At 61.5% G+C, this 21,807-nt stretch carries 17 protein-coding genes and 2 tRNA genes; 12 read left to right on the top strand and 7 right to left on the bottom strand.

Features of this window, described 5'->3' with window-relative positions; genetic code table 11:
* Positions 1-200 precede the first annotated feature (200 nt).
* From Q8K09_RS14975 to rimO, 3 genes are all read left to right on the top strand, one after another.
* Positions 201-277, top strand: a tRNA-Met gene (locus tag Q8K09_RS14975).
* Between the two features lie 122 nt (positions 278-399).
* A tRNA-Met gene (locus Q8K09_RS14980) sits at positions 400-476 on the top strand.
* Positions 477-1,103: 627 nt separating this feature from the next.
* Positions 1,104-2,426 (top strand): 30S ribosomal protein S12 methylthiotransferase RimO, encoded by a 1,323-nt coding sequence (rimO, locus tag Q8K09_RS14985; protein ID WP_305255778.1) that lies wholly within the window; start codon positions 1,104-1,106, stop codon positions 2,424-2,426.
* Between the two features lie 420 nt (positions 2,427-2,846).
* Here rimO and ccoM read toward each other — a convergent pair whose 3' ends face one another.
* The 4 genes from ccoM to Q8K09_RS15005 all read right to left on the bottom strand — a co-directional run bounded on the left by ccoM (position 2,847) and on the right by Q8K09_RS15005 (position 4,228).
* Complete coding sequence (gene ccoM / locus Q8K09_RS14990) at positions 2,847-2,963, bottom strand: cytochrome c oxidase subunit CcoM (RefSeq protein ID WP_305255779.1); 117 nt, start codon at positions 2,961-2,963, stop codon at positions 2,847-2,849.
* Positions 2,964-3,123: 160 nt separating this feature from the next.
* Positions 3,124-3,288 (bottom strand): hypothetical protein, encoded by a 165-nt coding sequence (locus Q8K09_RS14995; protein ID WP_305255780.1) that lies wholly within the window; start codon positions 3,286-3,288, stop codon positions 3,124-3,126.
* Entirely contained in the window at positions 3,285-3,887 is a 603-nt protein-coding gene (locus tag Q8K09_RS15000) for an alpha-ketoglutarate-dependent dioxygenase AlkB (RefSeq protein ID WP_305255781.1), read from the bottom strand. The genes Q8K09_RS14995 and Q8K09_RS15000 overlap by 4 nt, the downstream gene beginning before the upstream one ends.
* A 44-nt stretch (positions 3,888-3,931) precedes the next feature.
* Positions 3,932-4,228 (bottom strand): aspartate-semialdehyde dehydrogenase, encoded by a 297-nt coding sequence (locus Q8K09_RS15005; RefSeq protein WP_305255782.1) that lies wholly within the window; start codon positions 4,226-4,228, stop codon positions 3,932-3,934.
* A 173-nt stretch (positions 4,229-4,401) separates the two neighbouring features.
* Here Q8K09_RS15005 and rapA point away from each other — a divergent pair, with 173 nt between their 5' ends.
* Complete coding sequence (gene rapA / locus Q8K09_RS15010; protein ID WP_305255783.1) at positions 4,402-7,245, top strand: RNA polymerase-associated protein RapA; 2,844 nt, start codon at positions 4,402-4,404, stop codon at positions 7,243-7,245.
* Between the two features lie 231 nt (positions 7,246-7,476).
* Here rapA and Q8K09_RS15015 read toward each other — a convergent pair whose 3' ends face one another.
* Positions 7,477-8,805, bottom strand: a complete 1,329-nt coding sequence (locus Q8K09_RS15015) for an MFS transporter (RefSeq protein ID WP_305255785.1) — start codon at positions 8,803-8,805, stop codon at positions 7,477-7,479.
* Between the two features lie 322 nt (positions 8,806-9,127).
* Between Q8K09_RS15015 and Q8K09_RS15020 the strand changes: the two genes are divergently transcribed.
* The 4 genes from Q8K09_RS15020 to Q8K09_RS15035 all read left to right on the top strand — a co-directional run bounded on the left by Q8K09_RS15020 (position 9,128) and on the right by Q8K09_RS15035 (position 16,601).
* Positions 9,128-10,381, top strand: coding sequence for an acyltransferase (locus tag Q8K09_RS15020; protein WP_305255786.1), 1,254 nt, complete (start codon positions 9,128-9,130; stop codon positions 10,379-10,381).
* Between the two features lie 162 nt (positions 10,382-10,543).
* Positions 10,544-12,070 (top strand): glucan biosynthesis protein G, encoded by a 1,527-nt coding sequence (locus tag Q8K09_RS15025; RefSeq protein ID WP_305255787.1) that lies wholly within the window; start codon positions 10,544-10,546, stop codon positions 12,068-12,070.
* A complete protein-coding gene (gene mdoH / locus Q8K09_RS15030; protein WP_370869547.1) occupies positions 12,067-14,661 on the top strand; it encodes a glucans biosynthesis glucosyltransferase MdoH in 2,595 nt (864 codons plus the stop codon). Before Q8K09_RS15025 ends, mdoH begins: the two co-directional genes overlap by 4 nt.
* Before the next feature lie 392 nt (positions 14,662-15,053).
* The gene (locus Q8K09_RS15035) at positions 15,054-16,601 is read left to right on the top strand and encodes a GGDEF domain-containing protein (RefSeq protein ID WP_305255788.1); all 1,548 of its coding nucleotides are present in this window, start codon (positions 15,054-15,056) and stop codon (positions 16,599-16,601) included.
* A gap of 15 nt (positions 16,602-16,616) precedes the next feature.
* Here the strand turns inward: Q8K09_RS15035 and Q8K09_RS15040 are convergent, their stop codons facing one another.
* Together Q8K09_RS15040 and Q8K09_RS15045 are read right to left on the bottom strand one after the other, a co-directional pair.
* A complete protein-coding gene (locus Q8K09_RS15040; RefSeq protein ID WP_305255789.1) occupies positions 16,617-17,402 on the bottom strand; it encodes a hydroxypyruvate isomerase family protein in 786 nt (261 codons plus the stop codon).
* Complete coding sequence (locus Q8K09_RS15045; RefSeq protein WP_305255790.1) at positions 17,399-18,289, bottom strand: NAD(P)-dependent oxidoreductase; 891 nt, start codon at positions 18,287-18,289, stop codon at positions 17,399-17,401. Before Q8K09_RS15045 ends, Q8K09_RS15040 begins: the two co-directional genes overlap by 4 nt.
* A 231-nt stretch (positions 18,290-18,520) precedes the next feature.
* Here Q8K09_RS15045 and Q8K09_RS15050 point away from each other — a divergent pair, with 231 nt between their 5' ends.
* From Q8K09_RS15050 to phnE, 4 genes are read left to right on the top strand one after another with little or no spacing between them, the layout of a single operon-like run.
* Complete coding sequence (locus Q8K09_RS15050; protein ID WP_305255791.1) at positions 18,521-19,384, top strand: putative selenate ABC transporter substrate-binding protein; 864 nt, start codon at positions 18,521-18,523, stop codon at positions 19,382-19,384.
* Positions 19,381-20,184 carry a phosphonate ABC transporter ATP-binding protein gene (locus Q8K09_RS15055; protein ID WP_305255792.1) on the top strand — a complete coding sequence of 268 codons (804 nt, stop codon included), beginning with the start codon at positions 19,381-19,383 and terminating at the stop codon, positions 20,182-20,184. The genes Q8K09_RS15050 and Q8K09_RS15055 overlap by 4 nt, the downstream gene beginning before the upstream one ends.
* A complete protein-coding gene (locus tag Q8K09_RS15060) occupies positions 20,178-21,005 on the top strand; it encodes an ABC transporter permease (protein ID WP_305255793.1) in 828 nt (275 codons plus the stop codon). The genes Q8K09_RS15055 and Q8K09_RS15060 overlap by 7 nt, the downstream gene beginning before the upstream one ends.
* A complete protein-coding gene (phnE, locus tag Q8K09_RS15065; protein WP_305255794.1) occupies positions 21,002-21,784 on the top strand; it encodes a phosphonate ABC transporter, permease protein PhnE in 783 nt (260 codons plus the stop codon). Before Q8K09_RS15060 ends, phnE begins: the two co-directional genes overlap by 4 nt.
* Positions 21,785-21,807: the final 23 nt, after the last annotated feature.

Here is a 21,807-nt window from a genome sequence, read left to right on the forward strand (position 1 = left end):
CGGGATGGAGCAGTCTGGTAGCTCGTCGGGCTCATAACCCGAAGGTCGTAGGTTCAAATCCTGCTCCCGCAACCAGTTTTACGGAAAGGCCACTCAATCGAGTGGCCTTTTTTGTTTGTGCATTTCCAGCGCGCGCCTAAGCAATTGATTAAAAAGCATAAATCAGTTGACAAGATTCGCCATGCGGATAGAATTGGCGGCGCGGGATGGAGCAGTCTGGTAGCTCGTCGGGCTCATAACCCGAAGGTCGTAGGTTCAAATCCTGCTCCCGCAACCAGTTTTACGGAAAGGCCACTCAATCGAGTGGCCTTTTTTTATGCGCGCGCAATACTCATCAGCACAATTGATTACAGCGTAGAAACTGATTGACAAGAACGCGCATTCAGATAGAATCTTCGGCGCGGGATGGAGCAGTCTGGTAGCTCGTCGGGCTCATAACCCGAAGGTCGTAGGTTCAAATCCTGCTCCCGCAACCAGATACTCAGAAAGGCCACTCAATCGAGTGGCCTTTTTGCATTCCACCGCCTGGAACTCCAGTCGCGCATCGTTTTAGCCCAGCAAAGCTCACTCCTCATGCGCCTATGCCTGCACTGCTCAAACCAAACAGCAGCGCAGCCATAATCCGGCATGGCGGTCTTCGCGCCAGCTTGGTGGCGCTTGCTGGCTCGCTTAGCCACTCCAACCCCCAGGATAAAAACCGCCCTGCCCGCCTGTCAGAACTCGATGCACCTGGCGCTACGAGCCCTGATGATCGGCGCAGCGCTGCGCCGGATAGTTGATCCTGCGCACAGCCGGCAAGCCCATACCGTCCGCCAGCCTCACGCTGCCGACACGGGTCAAGAAGACGCCCAATCACGCCGGCACTATAAAGGAAGACCACAAATGGGCCGCGGTCGGCGGTTATTGGCTGATCGGCCTGCTGCGACACCCCCACAGACCGCGGATTGCCCTAGGTAATGGGTGGGCGCGCAGAGCACCTGTAGACAAGCATCTTTCCCAAGTACGCTCAGTGCTGGTCAATCTGGCAATCCACCGCTAGAATTGCGCACTTTTTGATCAGAGGCGCCTCCAGCGCCCATCCTTCAAAGCCTGAGGTTCGCCGCATGTCCACCCCCGCCACGCCGAAAGTCGGATTCATAAGCCTTGGATGCCCAAAGGCCCTGGTCGATTCCGAACGCATCCTCACGCAACTGCGCATGGAAGGTTACGAAGTCGTGTCGACCTACCAGGACGCTGATGTGGTCGTGGTCAACACCTGCGGCTTTATCGACAGCGCCAAGGCTGAATCCCTCGAAGTCATCGGCGAAGCTCTGGCTGAAAACGGCAAGGTCATTGTCACCGGCTGCATGGGCGTAGAAGAAGGCGCAATCCGCAAGGTGCACCCCAGCGTGCTGTCGGTCACCGGCCCGCAGCAGTATGAGCAAGTGCTCAATGCCGTGCATGAGGTCGTACCACCGAATAAACAACACAACCCGCTGATCGACCTGGTGCCGCCGCAAGGCATCAAACTGACACCGCGCCACTACGCCTACCTGAAGATTTCCGAAGGCTGTAACCACACCTGCAGCTTCTGCATTATTCCGTCGATGCGCGGCAAATTGGTGAGCCGCCCGGTCGGCGAAGTCCTCAGCGAGGCCGAGCGTTTGGTCAAGGCAGGGGTCAAGGAACTGCTGGTAATCAGCCAGGACACCAGCGCCTATGGCGTCGACATGAAGTACAAGACTGATTTCTGGAATGGCCAGCCGGTGAAAACCCGCATGACCGAACTCTGCCAGGCGCTCTCGTCATTGGGCGTGTGGGTGCGCCTGCACTATGTCTATCCGTACCCGCATGTTGACGAACTGATCCCGCTGATGGCCGCCGGCAAGATCCTGCCGTATCTGGACATCCCCTTCCAGCACGCCAGCCCGAAGGTGCTGAAAGCCATGAAACGTCCGGCTTTCGAGGACAAGACCCTGGCGCGGATCAAGAATTGGCGCGAGATCTGCCCGGAACTGACCATCCGTTCGACCTTTATTGTCGGCTTCCCCGGCGAAACAGAAGAAGACTTCCAGTACCTGCTCGACTGGCTCACCGAAGCCCAGCTCGACCGCGTCGGCTGCTTCCAGTACTCACCGGTAGAAGGCGCATCGGCCAATCTGCTGGATAACCATGTACCCGATGACGTCAAACAGGATCGCTGGGACCGCTTCATGGCCCACCAGCAAGCCATCAGCACCGCCCGCCTGCAGTTGAAAGTAGGCAAGGAAATGGACGTACTGATCGACGAAGTCGACGACCAGGGCGCAGTGGCGCGCTGCTATGCCGATGCCCCGGAAATCGACGGCAGCGTGTTTATCGCCAGCACTGACGTCAAGCCCGGAGACAAGGTCCGCGTACGCATCATCGATGCCGACGAATACGACATGTGGGCCGAGCTGATCTAAGAGGCTGTGAAAAAGACTCGCGTCCTGCGAACGCCCGCCGCGGTGCTGCATCACCTGAACAGCAGGGGGATTTAGCTCACACCCCTGCTGTTCATTTAGCTCGCCTTGCCGCAAACGCCGGGAGCTTGTTGCGCACCACGTTGACGCAGTAGATCCCTGAGCCAGAGCACCTGCCAGCGCCTCACCGCGCGCCGTCGACTAAAGGCGCCGGAGCGGTGGACATATCGAACAACGCCGCTAGGCAGTTCGGTAACCGCCTAAAGCGAGGGTTCCCCCCAGTACGCAGGCCATATCACCGCGTAAGGGATATGCAGAGACGGCTCGTCATCAGTGCATGCCTTGCGCCCATGCTGGACGCACATAAAAAAAGGCGACCTAAGTCGCCCAAATTGCCTTGCGTGCCCGTGGTTCTGCAAAGACTCAGAGCGTCTTGCTCTTTTGCGAGTCTTTCCAGATGAAATAACCAACGCCTGCGAAGAAAGCGACCATCAAACCGACGGTGCCGATTCCTGCGAGAACTACAACATCGATAAACATGGCTGCCTCCTACGGTAACCCTGCTGGGTTGCTGGGAATGACTGCACGTTATCAGGCCTGCGGAGTGGTTAATTGATCCAGGTCAAGCCCGCACGGGGGCTGCCTGCGCAAGACCGCGGACACTGATCCAGATCAACGAATCAGCCTCAGCCGCGGCGAATCAGCGTTTCTTGGGCTTGCTTTTGGCGTTGCTCTTTTTGCCCTTGGGCAGAGGCAGCGCCTGCTCGAATGCCTGACGCATCTCGTCGAGCTTCTTGTCATGCAGGTCGTGGATACGCTTGCCGCGCTCGGCGCTGAAGTCGATCAGCTTGTCGTCGTTGCTCATGATGGCGACCGGATTAAACGAAACGTCAGATTCAGGCGGGGCGCGCATGGGCTGCGCGTCTTCGCCACTTGGTGCTGCCAATGATGCTGGGTTGGCCCGCCCATGACCAGCAGCGAACCGTGATTGAGCGCCAGGGAGTGCTCGATACGGCTCTGCCCCTTGCGCCGTAGATCGAAGCGCCGGGTGCCTCCCAAGTTGATCGACGCGATCAGCGGATTGACGCCCAACTCGGCCTCGTCGTCGCTGTGCCAGCCCATGGAGTCCTGGCCGTCGCGGTAATAGTTAAGTAACACACCATTGAATGGCTGCCCCACGGTCGCGACCAAGCGGGTGCGAATCTCGGCAAGCAGGACCGTCCAGGCCAGCGGTTGATGAGTCAAGCCGGAGTAGCGGTAGCTGGCCTCGGCATCGCCGTACCAGGCGACCAGCCTCGGCACCGGGTGCTGGCGACCATAAAGCCGCACGTGCGGTTGCTGCCAGGGCGTTTGCTCAAGCAACAGCGCAAGCCAGCGATCTGCCGTCAACGGGTCCAGCCACTGCGGTTTGAAGTCCAACTCGGCGTTGGCCAGGTGCAACTCGGTGTCGGCGAATAGATCCACGGGCGGCTCAGCGGCGGCGAAACAAGGCGGTTATTGTGCGTGACTCATACCTCCACATCCACCCATAGACCTTGGCGGGGCAGCTCGTCGATTACCGCCTCGTCGGCCTCGGCCACTTCGCCTTCCGCCAGCTCTTCGGGGCTGTAACCGCGTCGCTGGCGCCGGCGCTGCTCCTCGCGCAGCAGCTCTGCCGCCTCTTGGGGATGGCGTTTATCCAGGCTCACGCCACTTTCCTTGGCGCTAGCAGCAGCCGGGGTAACCGGCGGAATATCGGGCCTGGGCTTGATCACGTCCTGCTGGACGGTGACCGGCGCCATGCCGTGGGGAATGGGCGGTAGCACTTTATTAGTCCTCCTTTGGTCAGGCTGTCGGCCACTCGAACGCAGGCTTGAGCCAGATCTCACTACACTTTCGACTCAAGTAACTACTTATAAGTGCCGGTTAGCACTATTGCGCCTTTGGCCCAGGCCGGCGTTCCGTTACCATAGCCGGCTTTTTCACACAGGAGACAGGCATGGCGCAGTTTGAACCGGGGCAACGCTGGATCAGTGACAGCGAAGCAGAGCTGGGATTGGGCACCGTCCTTATGCAGGACGGCCGGATGCTCACCGTGCTCTACCCGGCCACTGGCGAAACCCGCCAGTATGCTGCGAACAATGCACCGCTAACCCGCGTGCGCTTTTCTCCGGGTGACGAGATCACCCATTTCGAAGGCTGGAAACTGACCGTCCAGGAAGTCGATGACCTCGACGGCCTGCTGGTTTACCACGGCCTCGATGGGCAAAACCAGAGCGTCACTCTGCCGGAAACCCAGCTGTCCAACTTCATTCAGTTCCGTCTGGCCAGCGACCGCCTGTTCGCCGGGCAGATCGACCCAATGGCCTGGTTCGCCCTGCGCTATCGCACCCTGGAGTTCACCAGCAAGCAGTTGCAGTCCTCGCTCTGGGGCTTGGGTGGCGTGCGCGCACAGCCCATCGCACACCAGTTGCATATCGCCCGCGAAGTCGCCGACCGCATCGCCCCGCGAGTATTACTGGCCGACGAAGTGGGCCTGGGCAAGACCATCGAAGCTGGCCTGGTCATTCACCGCCAATTGCTCTCAGGCCGCGCCAATCGCGTGCTGATCCTGGTGCCGGAAAATCTCCAGCACCAGTGGCTGGTGGAAATGCGCCGACGCTTCAACCTTGATGTCGCGCTGTTCGATGCCGAGCGCTTTATCGAGAGCGATGCCAGCAACCCTTTCGAGGATTGCCAGTTGGCGCTGGTCGCCCTGGAATGGCTGTGCGAAGACGAGCGCGCCCAGGACGCACTGTTCGCCGCCGGCTGGGATCTGCTGGTGGTCGACGAGGCCCATCACCTGGTCTGGCACCCGGAGCACGCGAGCGTGCAATACACCTTGGTCGAACAGCTTGCACAAGTGATCCCCGGCGTATTGCTGCTCACTGCCACCCCGGAACAGCTCGGCCAGGACAGTCACTTCGCCCGCCTGCGCCTGCTCGACCCGCACCGCTTCCATGATCTCGCCGCCTTCCGCGCCGAGAGTGCCCACTACAAGCCAGTCGCCGAAGCGGTGCAGGAACTGCTCGATCAGGGCAGTCTGTCGGCCACGGCACACCAGACCATCCATGATTTTCTCGGCGCCGAGGGTGAAGAACTGCTCGCTGCGGTCAATGCCGGCGACCAGGACGCTTCGGCGCGCCTGGTCCGTGAGCTGCTCGACCGCCACGGCACCGGCCGCCTGCTGTTTCGCAACACCCGCGCCGCCGTGCAGGGCTTCCCCGAACGCGAACTGCATGCCTACCCGCTGCCGAGCCCGGATCTGTACATGGAGCTGCCGATCGGCGAGCACCCGGATCTGTACCCGGAGGTCAGCTACCAGGCCCAGGCCGAGGTCGACGAAGAGCAGCGCTGGTGGCGTTTCGATCCGCGCGTCGAATGGCTGATTGATACCCTGAAGATGCTCAAGCGGGTCAAGGTGCTGGTGATCTGCGCCCACGCCGAAACCGCGATGGATCTGGAAGACGCCCTGCGCGTGCGCAAGGGCATCGCCGCCACCGTGTTCCACGAGGGCATGAACATTCTCGAGCGCGACCGCGCCGCCGCCTACTTCGCTGACGAAGAGTTCGGCGCGCAGGTGCTGATCTGCTCGGAAATCGGCAGCGAAGGCCGTAACTTCCAGTTCGCCCACCACCTGGTGCTGTTCGATCTGCCGGCCCACCCGGACCTGCTTGAGCAGCGTATCGGCCGCCTCGACCGGATTGGTCAGAAGCACCGCATTCAGGTGCACGTGCCTTACCTGGAAAACAGCCCGCAAGAGCGCCTGTTCCAGTGGTATCACCAGGCACTGAATGCTTTCCTCGCTACCTGCCCGACCGGCAACGCCCTGCAGCACCAATTCGGCACGCGCCTGCTGCCACTGCTGGAAAGCGGCGACGACGGCGAATGGCTAACCCTGCTGGAGGAGGCCCGCAGCGAACGCGAGCGCCTGGAAGGCGAGCTACACGCCGGCCGCGACCGTTTGCTGGAGCTAAACTCCGGCGGCGCCGGTGAAGGCGAGGCGCTGGCCGAAGCGATTCTTGAGCAGGACGATCAGTTCGCCCTGCCTATCTATATGGAGCAGTTGTTCGACGCCTTCGGCATCGACAGCGAGGACCACTCGGACAACGCACTGATTCTGCGTCCCGGCGAGAAGATGCTGGATGCCAGCTTCCCACTCGGCGACGACGAGGGCGTGACTATCACCTACGACCGCGACCTGGCCCTGGCCCGCGAGGACATGCAGTTCCTCACCTGGGAACACCCGATGGTGCAAGGCGCCATGGACCTGGTGCGTGCCGGTTCGATGGGCAACACCGGGGTGGCGCTGATCAAGAACAAAGCCCTGAAGCCCGGCACGGTGCTACTCGAACTGCTCTACGTCAGCGAAGTAGTGGCCCCGCGCGCCCTGCAACTGGGTCGTTACCTGCCACCGGCAGCACTGCGCTGCCTGCTCGACAGCAGCGGCAACGACTTGGCCCACAAAGTGGCGTTCGAGACCTTGAACGACCAGCTGGAAAGCGTGCCGCGCGCCAGCGCTAACAAGTTCGTCCAAGCCCAGCGCGATACGCTCAACCCGCTGATCAATGCCGGCGAAAACAAGATCGCACCGCGCCACCTGGAGCGGGTAGCGGAGGCCAAACGCCGCCTGGCTGCCGACACCGAAGAAGAACTGGCGCGCCTGACTGCCCTGCAAGCGGTCAACCCGAGCGTGCGCGACAGTGAACTCACCGCCCTGCGCCAGCAGCGCGAACAAGGTTTGGCGCTGTTCGACAAAGCTGCGCTGCGCCTCGAAGCGATTCGGGTCCTGGTCGCTGGCTAAGGCATACGCCGTTGCAACGAGCGGGCCTGCGCATGCGGGCCCGCTCGTTTGATCGGCACCCCGCCGCGAAGGCCCGCAGGCCCGTCAAATGCTCGCTGCCAAGTCCGCCCTCGAAGAGCACCACCGCATCGTGGGAGGGGCCTTGGCCGCGAACCCTGGCTAAGGCAAATAGCCAGTCGCGGACAAGTCCCCTCCCACCTGAGCACCGCTCCCACAATCCCCGCCTCGATCTTACGCCGGCACCGCCTCGACCATGCCGGCACGCATGCGCGCGGCGTCGGCGACGAAACAGCGCGAGGCCTGCAGCAGCGCCAGCATGGTGAAAAACAGCGCTACCGGGATCAACAACATCGCATCATGCAGCCCTACTGCCTTGAAGGCTTCGCTCATCTCGCTGGCGCCAGCGGCGAGCATCGCTGCATGGGCGAAATGATCGGACAGTAAGCCCACCGCAATCGGGCCAAAGCCACCGCCAAGCAGATAGAGTCCGGCGAAGAACAACGCCATCGCCGTAGCACGCAGGCGCGGCTCGACCACATCCTGAATCGCCGTATAGACGCAGGTATAGAAGTTGTAGGCGAACAACCAGCCGACGCTGAACACCGCAACGAACACGCCAATCTCGACGCGCCCGGCCAATAGTGCATAAGCAGTGGCCAGCGCAGCAATCAGCATGCTCACAGCGGCAAACAACAGCCGCCCGGTTGCCGAGCGCTGATGAATGCGATCGGCCATCCAGCCGCCCAGCGTAAGACCGAACAGACCGGTCAAGCCGACGATCACCCCTGTGGCCACGGCTGCCTGCTCCAGCGGCAGCAGGAAATAACGTTGCAGCATCGGCACCATGAAGGAATTGCAGGCGTAGGTGGCGAAGTTGAAGGCCAACCCGGCAAGCACCAGCCACCAGAAGGTGCGGATCGCCAGCACCTTGCGCAATGGCTTATCCACTGCAGTGGCGGCCACCTGCACCGACTCTGCCGCGCCACGCCGCGGTTCCTTGATGAAGAACATGAACAGCGCGAGGATAATCCCCGGCACGGCAGCGATGAAGAACGGCGCACGCCAGCTGTCGAAGGCCGTGACCATGGCACCAATGGTGAAAAATGCCAGCAGCAGCCCCAACGGCAGGCCGAGCATGAAGATTCCCATGGCCCGCGCGCGCTTGTGTGGCGGAAACAGATCGCCAATCAGCGAATTGGCTGCTGGCGCATAGCTGGCCTCACCGATCCCGACACCCATACGGATCAGCAAGAAGCTCCAGAAACTCCAGGCCATGCCGTTGACCGCGGTCAAGCCGCTCCACGCCAACAGCCCCCAGCCCATGATCTTGCGCCGCGCTCCAGTGTCCGCCATACGCCCCAACGGCACGCCCGCGATGGCGTAGACGATGGTGAATGCGGTGCCGATCAACCCCAGCTGAAAGTCGCTAAGGCCCCACTCCATACGGATCGGCTCGATGATGATCGCCGGTATGGTGCGATCGAAAAAATTGAATAAGTTGGCGAGAAAGAGCAGGAACAGAATGCGCCAGGCATTCGTCGCTTGTTGAGACTGCTGCATGGAATCCATCTCTGATTATTGTTATGAGCGCGATACGCCGCGGCGTACGAGGCAGTCTCTGCCAAGTACCTGTGAGGTCGAATCTAGAGCCTGCGGCCTGAACTGTCTGTGACTATTTGTGGCGCTGATATGAGGAAATCGCAGCGTTTGAAGTCCCTGACTAAATCAGCGCACCGATCAATAGCGGAACATGCGTGTCGAACATCTCCACACGTGCCAATGTCCCATGCGCGGAGAGGTCGACGGGCTAGCATCACGGGCACCGTCTGGCACCGCAATGCCGAGTCATTTTTTAGGGATAGTTCAATCACAGGAGAACCAGGTGGGTCAGTACAACAAGGAACATTTCATCGGCCTGGAGTGGTTACGTTTTCTGCTCGGCGTATATGTGGTGGTTTTCCATACCCTGCATGCCTACCCGAGCGAGCAAAAACCATCTTGGCTAGTGGATCTAACCGGAGTCGGATTCTTTGCCACCAGTAGTTTCTTCGTGCTCTCCGGTTTTCTGCTGGCCCATGTGTACTGCCGCCAAGGGCAATTGCGCGAACCGGCTCGCAGCTTCTGGAGCAGGCGTTTCGCCAACCTCTATCCGCTGCACCTGTTTTCTCTGCTGCTGACGATCAGCGTGCTGTTGATCATCGGCAACCTCGGGATCCCGCCCGACGACAGCAAGGCCAGCGTGCGCTTCGTGATTTACGATACCAATGCTGACCTGGCAGGCGCATCTCGGGAGACCCTTGAACACTTCATGAGTAAAGGCGAACTGCTACTCAACTCCGCCCTGCAGTTGCTCATGCTGCATGCCTGGAATCCTTATTACCTGACGTTTAACGCACCGCTGTGGTCGATTTCCACGCTATTTTTCTTCTACCTGACCTTTCCCCTGCTGGCACCGCGCCTGATGCGTACGCCCCACAAGGGTTGGTGGCTGGTCGCAATAACCCTGATCTACCTGCTGCCACCGCTCTGGGTGATCCAGAGCCAGGAGTACGGCATGCCCTACACCGGCATGCTGCACCGCATGCCCCTGCTGCGTCTGCCGGAGTTTCTCGCTGGCATTCTGTTGTACGGGCTGTTCCGCCAGCTGCGCGACAGCGGATACGCACCCCGCCTGGGCACCAAGGTGCTACTCGGTGGTTTCTGTCTGCTGTGCTTTGCCGCGGCGGTCTGGCTGCTCAAGGGCGAACGCTTCTGGTACTTCCTGCTGCACAACGGTTTGCTACTGCCCGCGCAACTGGCACTGGTCTACCTGTGTGCCCTGATCGCCACGCCGCGCAGCGAACGCTTGATCCACTGGTCACAGCGTCTGGGCGCCGCATCGCTGCCGATGTTCGTTTTACACGTGCCGATTTTCATCCTGTTTTCTCGCCTGGAAAAACTCCTTGGGGTGGTTTCCCAAGCCTGCCTCGACCACTGGATCAGCTGCGCCAGGCAGGCCGGCGAACAAACGCTGGCGCTGTGGTTCTACCCACTCTTCCTGCTAGTGACGATTGCACTGTGCGTCTGGGCGCAAGAGCGCGCAGTAGTGCCTGCACGCAAGTGGCTGCTCAAGTGCCTGCCGGTATCCGCCCACTAAATATCTCCCAGCAAAGAGGAATCATTTGCAGATAAAATAGTCGGAAATCAGTATCCATCTCGACTGAGCCGCTAGCCTCCCTTTGTTTCGTCTGGTGAACCTGTGTCATTGAAAATCGTTAACCGCCCCTCCCGTCACAGCACCTTTTTTACACTGCAACATATGGTCTCTATCACCTTGCTGCTCTGCACTGCTCACGTACAGGCGTTCTCGCTTGATGACGTGGCCGCAAAGGCCAAGGCTCTCGGCGAAGAAAACTACAGCGCGCCGGCCAGCAATCTGCCCAGCGAGTTCCGCGAGCTGCCCTTTGCCGACTACCAGAGAATCCAACCGCGCCCTGATAAATTCGAGTGGAGCGAACTCGACACGCCGTTCAAGCTGGGTTTTTATCACCAGGGCATGCACTTCAATACGCCGGTAAAAATCAACGAAGTCACTGCCAGCACGGTCTCGGAAATCAAGTACGACCCTGCGCGCTTTGATTTCGGTGATCTGGAGTTCGACCAGCAAGCCACCAAAAGTCTTGGCTATGCCGGTTTTCGGGTGATGTATCCGATCAACCAGAAAGGCAAACAAGACGAGATCATGAGCATACTTGGCGCCAGTTACTTTCGGGTGATCGGCAAAGGACAGGTCTACGGCCTGTCAGCACGCGGCCTGAATATCGACACCGCACTGCCCAGTGGCGAGGAGTTCCCCTATTTTCGCGAGTTCTGGATCGAACGGCCGAAGCCGCAGGACAAGCACCTGGTGATTTTCGCCCTGCTCGACTCACCGCGCGCGACCGGCGCTTACCGGTTCATCCTGCGCCCAGGCAAGGATGCCGTGGTGGATGTGCAAGCCCGTGTGTACCTGCGCGATGCAGTCGACGAACTCGGCCTGGCATCGCTGACCAGCATGTTCCTGTTCGACCCGAAGCAGCCGCCCCAGCAGCACAACTTCCGCCCCGCGCTGCATGATTCCAATGGTCTGGCGATCCATACCGGCAGCGACGAATGGCTCTGGCGACCGCTTAACAACCCAAAACACCTGGCCGTCAGCAGCTGGGAAGTGGAAAACCCGAAAGGCTTCGGCTTGCTCCAGCGCGGGCGTGAATTCTCTCGCTACGAAGACCTCGATGATCGCTATGAGCTGCGCCCCAGCGCCTGGATCGAACCCAAGGGCGACTGGGGCAAAGGCCGAATCAAACTGGTGGAAATCCCCACCCAGGACGAGACCAACGACAACATAGTGGCGTTCTGGGTGCCGGATAAATTGCCGGAAAAAGGCCAGCCTCTGGCGTTCGCCTACCGCATGCACTGGACCCGCGATGAGCCGGCGCTGCATCAGCCGGATAGCGCGTGGGTCACCCAAACCCTGCGCGCGGTGGGCGAAGACAAGCAGGCCAACCTGATCCGCCAGCTGGATGACAGCATCGCCTTGCTGATCGACTTCGAAGGCCCCGCGCTGGCCAAACTGGCGCAAGACGCCACACCAAGCTCGCAGGTCAGCGTCGGCGAAAACGCCAAACTGATAGGCCACAGCGTGCGCTTCAACCCCGCTACCGGAGGCTGGCGACTGACCGTGCGGGTCAAGATCAAAGACCCCGAGCAGCCAGTAGAGATGCGCGCAGCACTGCTCAATGGCGACCAGCCGCTGAGTGAAACCTGGAGTTATCAGTTACCCGCCCACACGGCAACCAGTCAATGAACGCGCAGCGGCCCACCGCAACGTGCCAACCAACGCTGGATCGCTACCTGGTAGAGCTGTCACTGCCTGACGCAGAGCGCAAGACCCTGGCGCAGGCCGAGAACTTCGCCGAACTGCACCGTGGTTTGTCTGGCCAGGCAGCGCAGGGCACTGCCGCAGCCGTCTGCCAGTCCGCGACACGCCGCCTGCAACTTGCCACCGGGACCAGCCTGGCCGACGCCGGCGTCCTCGACGAAGACGCCGCTGGCCAGGCGCGCATCCAGGCGACCCCGCCGCTGAACCGAAGCCATGTCACACCAGAAGCCTGGCGCACCAATATCCTGACCCGCGCCTGGCGCAACCTGCTCGGCAGGAAAAGCCCACCCTCACCGCCGCGACAACAATTGGAACCCGCGCGCTGGCGCCAGATCGGCGAGCGGCGCCGACTGGTCTTGCTGCTGCTAATTCTCGGGCAAACGACTGTAGCAACGTGGTACATGAACAGCATCCTGCCGTATCAGGGCTGGATGCTGATCGACCTGCAAGAGACCATGCAGCAGAGCCTGCAACAGAGCTTCACCCAGGTGCTGCCTTATCTGGTGCAGGGCAGCATCCTGGTGCTGTTTTCCATTCTGTTCTGCTGGGTTTCCGCCGGATTCTGGACCGCCTTGATGGGCTTCTGGGAACTGCTGCGCGGCTATGACCGCTACGGTATTTCCGGCGCTCATGCAGGAACTCAGCCGATCCCGGCCCAAGCGCGAACCGCGATCATCATGCCGATCTGCAACGAGGACGTGCCACGAGTTTTCGCCGGATTGCGCGCTACCTATGAGTCGGTAGCCGCCACCGGCGATCTCGATCGCTTCGATTTCTTCGTGCTCAGCGACAGCGGCGACGCCGACATTGTCGTCGCCGAACAAAGCGCCTGGCTGGAACTGTGCCAGGCCTGCAAGGGCTTCGGGCGGATCTTCTACCGGCGCCGGCGGCGCAGGGTCAAACGCAAAAGCGGCAATATCGACGATTTTTGCCGCCGCTGGGGCAGCAACTACCGCTACATGGTGGTGCTCGATGCCGACAGCGTCATGAGCGGCGAAAGCCTCACCACTCTGGTGCGCCTGATGGAAAATAATCCTCAGGCCGGGATTATCCAGACCGCACCGAAGTCCGCCGGCATGAACACCCTCTATGCGCGCCTGCAGCAATTCGCCACCCGCGCCTATGGACCGCTGTTCACCGCCGGCCTGCACTTCTGGCAACTCGGCGAGTCGCACTACTGGGGGCACAACGCGATCATTCGCGTACAGCCGTTCATCGACCACTGCGCCCTGGCACCGCTGCCGGGCAAGGGTGCATTCGCTGGCGCGATCATGTCCCACGACTTCGTCGAAGCATCGCTGATGCGCCGCGCCGGCTGGGGTGTGTGGATTGCCTATGACGTACCCGGCAGCTACGAAGAACTACCGCCCAACCTGATCGACGAGCTGGAACGCGATCGCCGCTGGTGCCATGGCAACCTGATGAACTTCCGCCTGTTTCTGGTCAAGGGCATGCATCCGGTGCACCGTGCAGTGTTCCTCACCGGGGTGATGTCCTACCTGTCGGCGCCGTTATGGTTCCTCTTCCTGCTGCTTTCAACCGCGCTGCTGGCGACCCATACCCTGCTGGAACCTCAGTACTTCATGGTGCCTGGACAGTTGTTCCCGGTCTGGCCGCACTGGAACCCGGAGCAAGCTATTGCCCTGTTCTCAACCACGCTGACCTTGCTGTTCCTGCCCAAACTGCTCAGCATCCTGCTGATCTGGATCAAGGGTGCTCACGCCTATGGCGGCGCGTTCAAAGTCAGCCTCAGCATGCTTCTGGAAATGCTCTTCTCGATGCTGCTGGCACCGGTCAGGATGTTGTTCCACACCCGCTTCGTCACCGCTGCCTTTCTCGGCTGGGCAGTGCAGTGGAACTCACCGCAACGTGATGACGGTATCACCACCTGGGGCGACGGCGTACGTCTGCACGGCTGGCAAACCCTGCTCGGCATCCTTTGGGCTGCCGGGGTCGCTTGGCTCGACCCGGTATTTCTCTGGTGGCTGGCACCGATCGTCGTCTCGTTGATGGTGTCGATCCCGGTTTCGGTAATCTCCAGCCGCCTGAGCCTGGGCCTGAGTGCCCGCCGCAACCAGTTGTTCCTGATTCCCGAAGAGTCTAATCCGCCTCAGGAACTGGTCTCCACCTATGCCTATGCCCGCTACAACCGAGAGCATGCCCTGCATCAGGGATTTATCACCGCAGTCCTGCAGCCGCTCCCCAACGCCATCGCATGCGCCATGGCAACCGCGCGTCATGGCAGTTCGTCACGCCTCGAAACGGCTCGCCAGCGCTTGGTGCAGCACGCGCTGAAAAACGATCCTGAAATGCTCGACGGGCCGAGCAAGCTGGCCCTGTTAAGTGACCCCGTGGTGCTCAACCGCTTGCATGCACTGCTCTGGGAGCGGGCTGAACAACATCCCGCATGGCAATACGCCTTTAGCCAGGTCGCAGAACAGAGCGCCTGTTTACCCGTCACACAGGCAGGGCTGCCCCAGCCCCCGACCGCCACCGCCATCCCGGTAGCCGGCTAACCCAAGCCTTCGGGTGCGCTGATTGACGCACCCGAAGGCTCTGCTGCCGAACCACCTGAGCGCCCCCAGCAAGAACTTGCAGCGGAACATGCCAGCCCACTGTGAACTTGCCTTATGCACAGACTCACTATACTGATGCCAGATCGCCACACTCGTCAGGCATAACCGACGAGCAAAAGGCCGCGCTTGTCCGCTAGAAACACTAGCCTGGGCGCATACGCTTATTGATGATTTTGTATACCTATACGCCGAGTCAACGGCAGGTTGCCATGGTCTCACCTGTAAAAAAATCACCCGCCAAGCGGAGCAAAACGTCGCCACGGCTGTGCCTCGGTCTATTGCTGGCGCAGCTACTCTGCCTCGCCGACGCTATAGCCGCAGAGAACGTTCGCTTGCAACTGCGCTGGCTGCACCAGTTCCAGTTCGCCGGTTATTACATGGCGCTGGAAAAAGGCTTTTATGCACAAGCCGGGCTGGAGGTGGACATCCGCCCAGGCGGGCCCGGCACGCCAAAACCGATAGACCTTCTGCTGGAAGGTGACGTCGATTTTGCCATTGGCAACAGCGGCATGGTCATCGCGCGCATGCAGGGCAAGCCGCTGGTGGCGCTCGCAGCGATCATGCAAAGCTCGCCCATCGTGTGGATCGTGCGCGCCGACTCGGACATCTACACGCCCCATGACCTGGCGGGCAAGCGGGTGATGCTGATGCCTGCACCGGAAAGTGCCGAACTGCTTATCACCCTGGCCCGTGAAGGCGTCGCTCACGACCGCCTGAAGCTGCAACAAACCAGTTTCAACCCGCAAGATCTGCTCGACGGCAACACCGACGCCTACAACGGCTACATTTCTAACGAACCGTTCTGGCTACAACAGCAACAACTGCCCTACCGGCTGATCAAACCGCGCGAATACGGAGTCAACTTCTACAGTGACGTGCTGACCACTCGCGAAGCCCTGCTGCAACAACGCCCGGCACAGGTCGAGGCCTTTCTCCAGGCCAGCCTCAAGGGCTGGCAATACGCCCTGGAAAACGTCGAGGAGAGCGTACAGCTAATCCACCAACGCTACGCCCCCGAAAAAAGCCTGGAACATCTGCGTTTTGAAGCCGAGCAATTACGCAGATTGATCATGCCGGAACTGGTGCAACTCGGGCACATGAACCCAGGGCGCTGGCGAGCCATTGCGCAGAGCTACCAGGACTTGGGGATGATCGAGGGGCCAATCGAGCTGGACGGCTTCCTCTACAAGGGCGAGGCTACAACCGATAACCGCTTGCTCTACCAGATGCTTGCCGGCGCCTTGCTGGCGCTGCTGCTACTGGGTGCCGTAGCCTTGCGTTTTGCCCGGATGACGCAAAATCTGCGCATGGAGGTCAAACGCCGTCAGCTAGCCGAACAAGAACTGCGCAGCAGCAACCTGAAACTGGAACGCTTGGCCAACACGGATCGGCTAACGGGGCAATGGTCGCGGCTAAAAATTGAAGAGCTGGCGCACAACGAAATCAAACGGGCCGAGCGCTACGACTTCCCCCTGGCCCTGGTGTTTTTCGATATCGACCGTTTCAAAGCAGTCAACGATCAATATGGTCACGACGTTGGCGACTGCATCCTCACTGGCGTGGCGCACCGAATCAAGGACCACCTGCGCGACTCTGACAGCCTGTGCCGTTGGGGTGGCGAGGAGTTCATCATCCTGATGCCGCACACCGACCTCGATCAGGCCTGCCTGATTGCGGAAAAGCTCCGCGCCCTGCTCGCTGCCGAACCGCTGACCGGCACTATCAGCGTCACCGCCAGCTTTGGCGTAGCGCAGTGGCAACCTGGGCAAGGCCTGGGCGAGCTGGTGCATTGCGCCGACCTGATGCTCTATCGCGCCAAGAAACTGGGCCGCAACCGGGTCGAACGCTTTTCTCCGCTCGATACCCAGCCCCTGATGTAAAAGACTGCCGCCCCCTCAAGCGGCGCTACGCCAGCTGGCCAGCCAGGCCAAGCCGGCCTGTGTACCAGCCTCGCCCGGCAGGTATTCGGCCCCCAGCCAGCCTCGATAGCCAGTTCGTGTTAACGCATCCAGGACCGGGCCAAACTCAAGCTGGCCAGTCCCCGGCGCCCCACGCCCGGGGCAATCGGCAAACTGTACATGGCCGATACGTCCGGCCAACAACTCGATGCCCGCCAGCAGGTCCACCCCTTGGCGTGCCATGTGATAGAGGTCGTACTGCGCCGCCAGGTTGGGATGGCTGACCGTGCGCAATAATTCATCGAGCTGCTCAGGGGTGTTGAGCAAAAACCCCGGCATGTCCAGCGGGTTGATCGCCTCAACCAACACGCGAATCCCCAACACGTCAAAGGCTGCAGCGGTTTTGTGCAGGTTGACGGCCAGGGTCGCCAGCGCCAACTCGTGACTCACCCCTTCGGCCAGACAGCCGGGCAGTACATTGACGCAGGTCGGCCGCACCATCGCCGCGTAGGTCAATGCGTCCTGCAGCGCCACATCGAACTCAGTCTGGCGTTCCGGCACCGCCGCCAGACCGGCACCGCCGCTGAGCAAGTCGCCAGCGGGCAGATTGATCAGCACCAGCGGCATGCCCGCCGCCTGCAGCGCCTCCTTCAGCTGGATCGCTGCCAGCGCGTAGGGAAACTGGATTTCCACGCCATCGAAACCTGCCGCAGCGGCAGCCACCACACGCTCGCGCAACGGCAGTTCGGTGAACAGCAGCGACAGGTTGGCCGCGATTTTCATGCCTCACCCTCCCGGTACAACTCGACCAGCGTGGCCGGGTCACGCTGCAGGTTGCCATGGCTGCCATGCAAGCGCATCAGCTGCGCCGCCAAGCCGCTGAGCGGCGCGGCCGAACCCAGCTCGCGGGACAGTTTGACCGCACTGTCCAGATCCTTGAGCAGGGTGCGCACATGCCATTTGATCGGTTCGAACTGACTGCTGGCCATTTGTGGGGCGAGGATCTGCAGCGGTTTGGAGTCGGCAAAACCACCGGCCAAGGCCGGCGCAAGCAGGCTGGCATCAACTCCAGCCTGCTCCGCCAGGGCCACCACCTCGGCAATCACCAGCGCGTTACAGGCGACGATCATCTGGTTGCACAGCTTGGTCACCTGACCGGCACCGACCTCGCCCATGCGGGTCAGCCGCTGGCCCAAATGAGCAAGAATCGGCCGTGCCCGCTCGATATCCTCCTCGCGACCACCAGCCATGATGGTCAAACTGCCAGCCTCGGCGCCGGGCGTACCGCCGGATACCGGTGCATCGACCCAGCGCATACCGCAGCGCTGCTCCAGTTCGGCCGCCATCGCGCGGGTCGCCGCCGGCTCCACGCTGGAGAAGTCCACCAGCAACTGCCCGGGCCTCGCGCCCTCGACTATGCCTCCAGGGCCGAAGACCACCTCACGCACCACCTCGGTATTGGCCAGGCAAAGCATCACGACATTGGCATCGGCGCACAATTGCGCCGGGGTTTGCGCACGCTGCGCCCCCAGTTCAAGTAACGCCAGGCACTTGTCCGGCGAACGGTTCCATACGCTGAGGGGATAACCCGCAGCCAGCAAGCGGCGGGTCATGGGCAAGCCCATCAGGCCGATCCCGGCGAACGCCAGGATAGGAAGCGAAGCAGACATGATCGAACTCCTCGTGTAAAAAAACGCGATTATCTTAACGTAGCAAAGCGTGGCTGACCCCTGCGTCGGCAGCAAATCCCGCCACGGTCTGGACGCGCCACGCAACCCGCCAGTGCGCCGCGCAGATAGCCGTTTGAGGCAATACCCATAATGGACCTCACGCACCCACCATAAAGGCATGAATCCCTCTATACTCCGCGGCTTTCCCCGCTATTGAACCGGAGAACCCCCATGTTGAAGCGTCCCTTTGCGCTGGCCGCCGGCCTTGCCTTATGTTTTTCCGCCGTATTTGCCCAAGCCGCCGATGTCCTGCGCGTCTCGGCTATCCCCGATGAAGTCCCCACCGAGCTATTGCGCAAGTTCAAGCCGCTTGGCGCCTACCTTGAACAGCAACTGGACATGAAAGTCGAGTTCGTTCCGGTATCCGACTATGCCGCCGTGGTCGAAGCCCTCGCCGCCGACCGTATCGACATGGCCTGGCTGGGCGGTTTCACCTTCGTCCAGGCGCGCCTGAAGACCGCCGACAGCGCTCACCCGGCGATTCCGCTGGTGCAGCGCGCCGAAGATGAAAAATTCACCAGCAAGATCATCAGCGCCGACCCGGCCGTGCAATCGCTGCAAGACCTGAAAGGCAAGACCTTCGCCTTTGGCTCGGTGTCGTCCACCTCCGGCAGCCTGATGCCACGCTTTTTTATGCTGAAGGACGGCATCAACCCGGAAGAATTCTTCAGCCGCATTGCCTATTCCGGCGCGCATGACGCCACGGCAGCCTGGGTTCAGGCAGGCAAAGCCGACGGCGGCGTACTCAACGCCTCGGTATGGGACAAATTGGTCGCCACCGGCAAAGTCGATACTGACAAGGTCAAGGTAATCGCCACCACCCCACCCTACTTCGATTACAACTGGACAGTGCGCGGCACCCTCGACCCGGTTGTACGCGACAAGATCCAGGCGGCATTCCTCGCGCTCGACCCGGCTAACCCGGAACACAAGGCGATTCTCGACCTGCAAGCCGCCAGTCGCTTTATCCCGACCAAGGCAGAAAACTACACCGGTATCGAGGAAGCAGCCCAAGCGGCCGGCCTGTTGAAGTGAGTGTCAGCCTCAGCGGCGTGGGTCTGACCCACGCCAACGGTCAGGTTGCGCTCAGCGAAATAGATCTACAGGTAAAAGTCGGCGAGCGGGTGGCCATCATCGGCCCGTCGGGCGCGGGTAAAACCAGCCTGCTGCGCCTGCTCGCCAGCAACCTGCAGCCCAGTCGCGGCCAGATCCACCTGCTCGGCCAGCACCCCTGGCAACTTACTGCCGGTCAGCGGCAGAAGCTGCGTGCGCGAATTGGCCTGATTCATCAGGCACCACCCTTGCCGCCACGCCAGCGGGTGGTCACTGCTGTACTGGCGGGCAAGCTGGGCCAGTGGTCGCTGGGTAAAAGCCTGCTCAACCTGCTGTACCCACTGGATATGCCCGGCGCCCAGGCTGCCCTCGGTCGCCTGGACCTGGCGGACAAGCTGTTCGAACGCTGTGACCAGCTGTCCGGTGGCCAGCTGCAACGGGTCGGCATTGCCCGGGTACTCTATCAGGCGCCGGAACTGATCCTTGCCGATGAACCGGTGTCGGCCATGGACCCGGTGCTTGCCGGGCATACCCTGAGTGTTCTCAATGAGGAAGTCAGCCGCCGCGGCATGACCCTGCTCGCCAGCCTGCATGCGGTGGAGCTGGCCCTGGCACATTTCCCGCGAATCATCGGTGTGCGCGAGGGCCGTATCGTCTTCGACCTCCCGCCCGAAGCAATCAGCACCGACGCGCTGGATGCGCTATACGCTAACGAGCAATTGCAAGCCGTCCCCGCTTCGGCAGCGCTGGCGCCGGTGAGCGTGCAGATCCCGCGATGCTGAACCCCGCGCTGCGTGACCCGGCAGCCTTGCCGCGCCTGGCCCTGACCTTGCTGGCAGTACTGCTATTGTGGCCCGGCCTGAGGCTCAGCGAGCTGGATCTGGCGGTGCTGTTCGATGAGCAAAACGCGGCCAATATGGGGCGCTTTCTCGCCGACTTCTGGCCACTGGCGCATGACCGCGAGTTCCTCCAGCTACTCGGCCGCGCCACCCTGGAAACCCTGGCCATCGCTACCGCCGGCATGACCCTGGCTCTTGTGATCGCCATTCCTGGTGCCCTGCTGGCCAGCCGCGCACTGTCACTGTCCGCCATATATCGCGGCGGCCGTCCGGCCTGGTGGGCTCAGGCGCTGCGCTGGCCGGTACGCGGCGTGCTCATCGTTCTGCGCAGCGTGCCGGAAATCGTCTGGGCGCTGCTGTTCGTACGCGCCGTCGGCCTCGGCCCAACGGCTGGTGTACTCGCCATCGCCATCACCTACAGCGGCATGCTCGGCAAGGTTTACGCGGAGATCTTCGAGTCGGTCGACCCGCGCGCGAACCGCGCCCTGCTGATCGCTGGCAGCCCACGCCTGGCCGCCTTCGCCTACGGAATACTGCCCAATGCCGCTGCGGAAATGCTCTCCTACACGGTCTATCGCTGGGAATGTGCCATCCGCGCCTCAGTGGTGATGGGTTTCGTCGGCGCCGGCGGTCTGGGCCAACAGATTGACCTGTCGATGCGCATGTTTGCAGGCGGTGAAGTGGCCAGCATGCTGCTGACCTTCCTGTTGTTGGTGTTGCTCGCCGACCAACTCAGCCGCCTGTTGCGCGCGAGGTTGCTATGAAGCCCGCGGCAGATAAGCGTCTTGGCAACTATGCCCTGCTGCTGGCCTTGCTGGCGGCGGTAGTTGCATCCTTCAGTTTCTTGGGCATCGACCTTGGCGCACTGGTCGGTGGCGACAGCCTGAGTCAAATGGGCCGCTACGCCAGTAACTTCTTCAATCCGGATTTCTCGGCGCCACACGTGCGGGCCATCGGTCAGGGCGCGCTAGAAACCCTGGCCATGTCGGCCATCGGCACCCTGTTGGCGGCCCTGCTCGGCCTGTTACTGGCCTTGCCGGCTGCCGGTCGCTTTGGCTGGCTGGCCCTGAGTGGCTCGCGCTTTCTCTTGAATGCCCTGCGCGCAATACCGGAATTGGTGTGGGCGGCCTTGGTGGTACTGGCCGCAGGCCTGGGGCCGAATGCTGGAACCCTGGCCTTGGCCCTGCACACCACCGGAGTACTGGGTCGGCTGTTCGCCGAGGCCCTGGAAAACACCCCGAGCGAACCGGCCGACGCGATTCGCCTGAGTGGTGGCGGGCATGTGGCGGCATTCTGCTACGGCACTCTGCCGGCGGTATGGCCGCAGCTGATCGCCTATTCGCTGTACCGCTGGGAAAACAATATCCGCATGGCCAGCGTGCTCGGCTTTGTCGGGGCCGGCGGCCTGGGGCAGATGCTCTACGTATCGCTCAGCCTGTTCCAGGAAGCACAGGCAGCGACAGTGATTCTGGCCATGTTGCTGCTGGTGCTGGCGGTGGATGCGTTGAGCGGCTGGGCTCGTCAGCGCTGGGTCAGCGCGTAGGGCGGCCGGGGCGCCGTCCACTC

The organism is Pseudomonas sp., from assembly GCF_030683065.1.
Classification (GTDB): Bacteria; Pseudomonadota; Gammaproteobacteria; order Pseudomonadales; family Pseudomonadaceae; genus Aquipseudomonas.

Bases quoted from the DNA above. Each gene is read 5' to 3' on its own strand.
- rimO (WP_305255778.1), top strand. From the start codon at position 1,104: ATGTCCACCCCCGCCACGCCGAAAGTCGGATTCATAAGCCTTGGATGC.
- ccoM (WP_305255779.1), bottom strand. From the start codon at position 2,963: ATGTTTATCGATGTTGTAGTTCTCGCAGGAATCGGCACCGTCGGTTTG.
- Q8K09_RS14995 (WP_305255780.1), bottom strand. From the start codon at position 3,288: ATGAGCAACGACGACAAGCTGATCGACTTCAGCGCCGAGCGCGGCAAG.
- rapA (WP_305255783.1), top strand. From the start codon at position 4,402: ATGGCGCAGTTTGAACCGGGGCAACGCTGGATCAGTGACAGCGAAGCA.
- Q8K09_RS15015 (WP_305255785.1), bottom strand. From the start codon at position 8,805: ATGCAGCAGTCTCAACAAGCGACGAATGCCTGGCGCATTCTGTTCCTG.
- Q8K09_RS15025 (WP_305255787.1), top strand. From the start codon at position 10,544: ATGGTCTCTATCACCTTGCTGCTCTGCACTGCTCACGTACAGGCGTTC.
- mdoH (WP_370869547.1), top strand. From the start codon at position 12,067: ATGAACGCGCAGCGGCCCACCGCAACGTGCCAACCAACGCTGGATCGC.
- Q8K09_RS15040 (WP_305255789.1), bottom strand. From the start codon at position 17,402: ATGAAAATCGCGGCCAACCTGTCGCTGCTGTTCACCGAACTGCCGTTG.
- Q8K09_RS15045 (WP_305255790.1), bottom strand. From the start codon at position 18,289: ATGTCTGCTTCGCTTCCTATCCTGGCGTTCGCCGGGATCGGCCTGATG.
- Q8K09_RS15050 (WP_305255791.1), top strand. From the start codon at position 18,521: ATGTTGAAGCGTCCCTTTGCGCTGGCCGCCGGCCTTGCCTTATGTTTT.
- Q8K09_RS15060 (WP_305255793.1), top strand. From the start codon at position 20,178: ATGCTGAACCCCGCGCTGCGTGACCCGGCAGCCTTGCCGCGCCTGGCC.
- phnE (WP_305255794.1), top strand. From the start codon at position 21,002: ATGAAGCCCGCGGCAGATAAGCGTCTTGGCAACTATGCCCTGCTGCTG.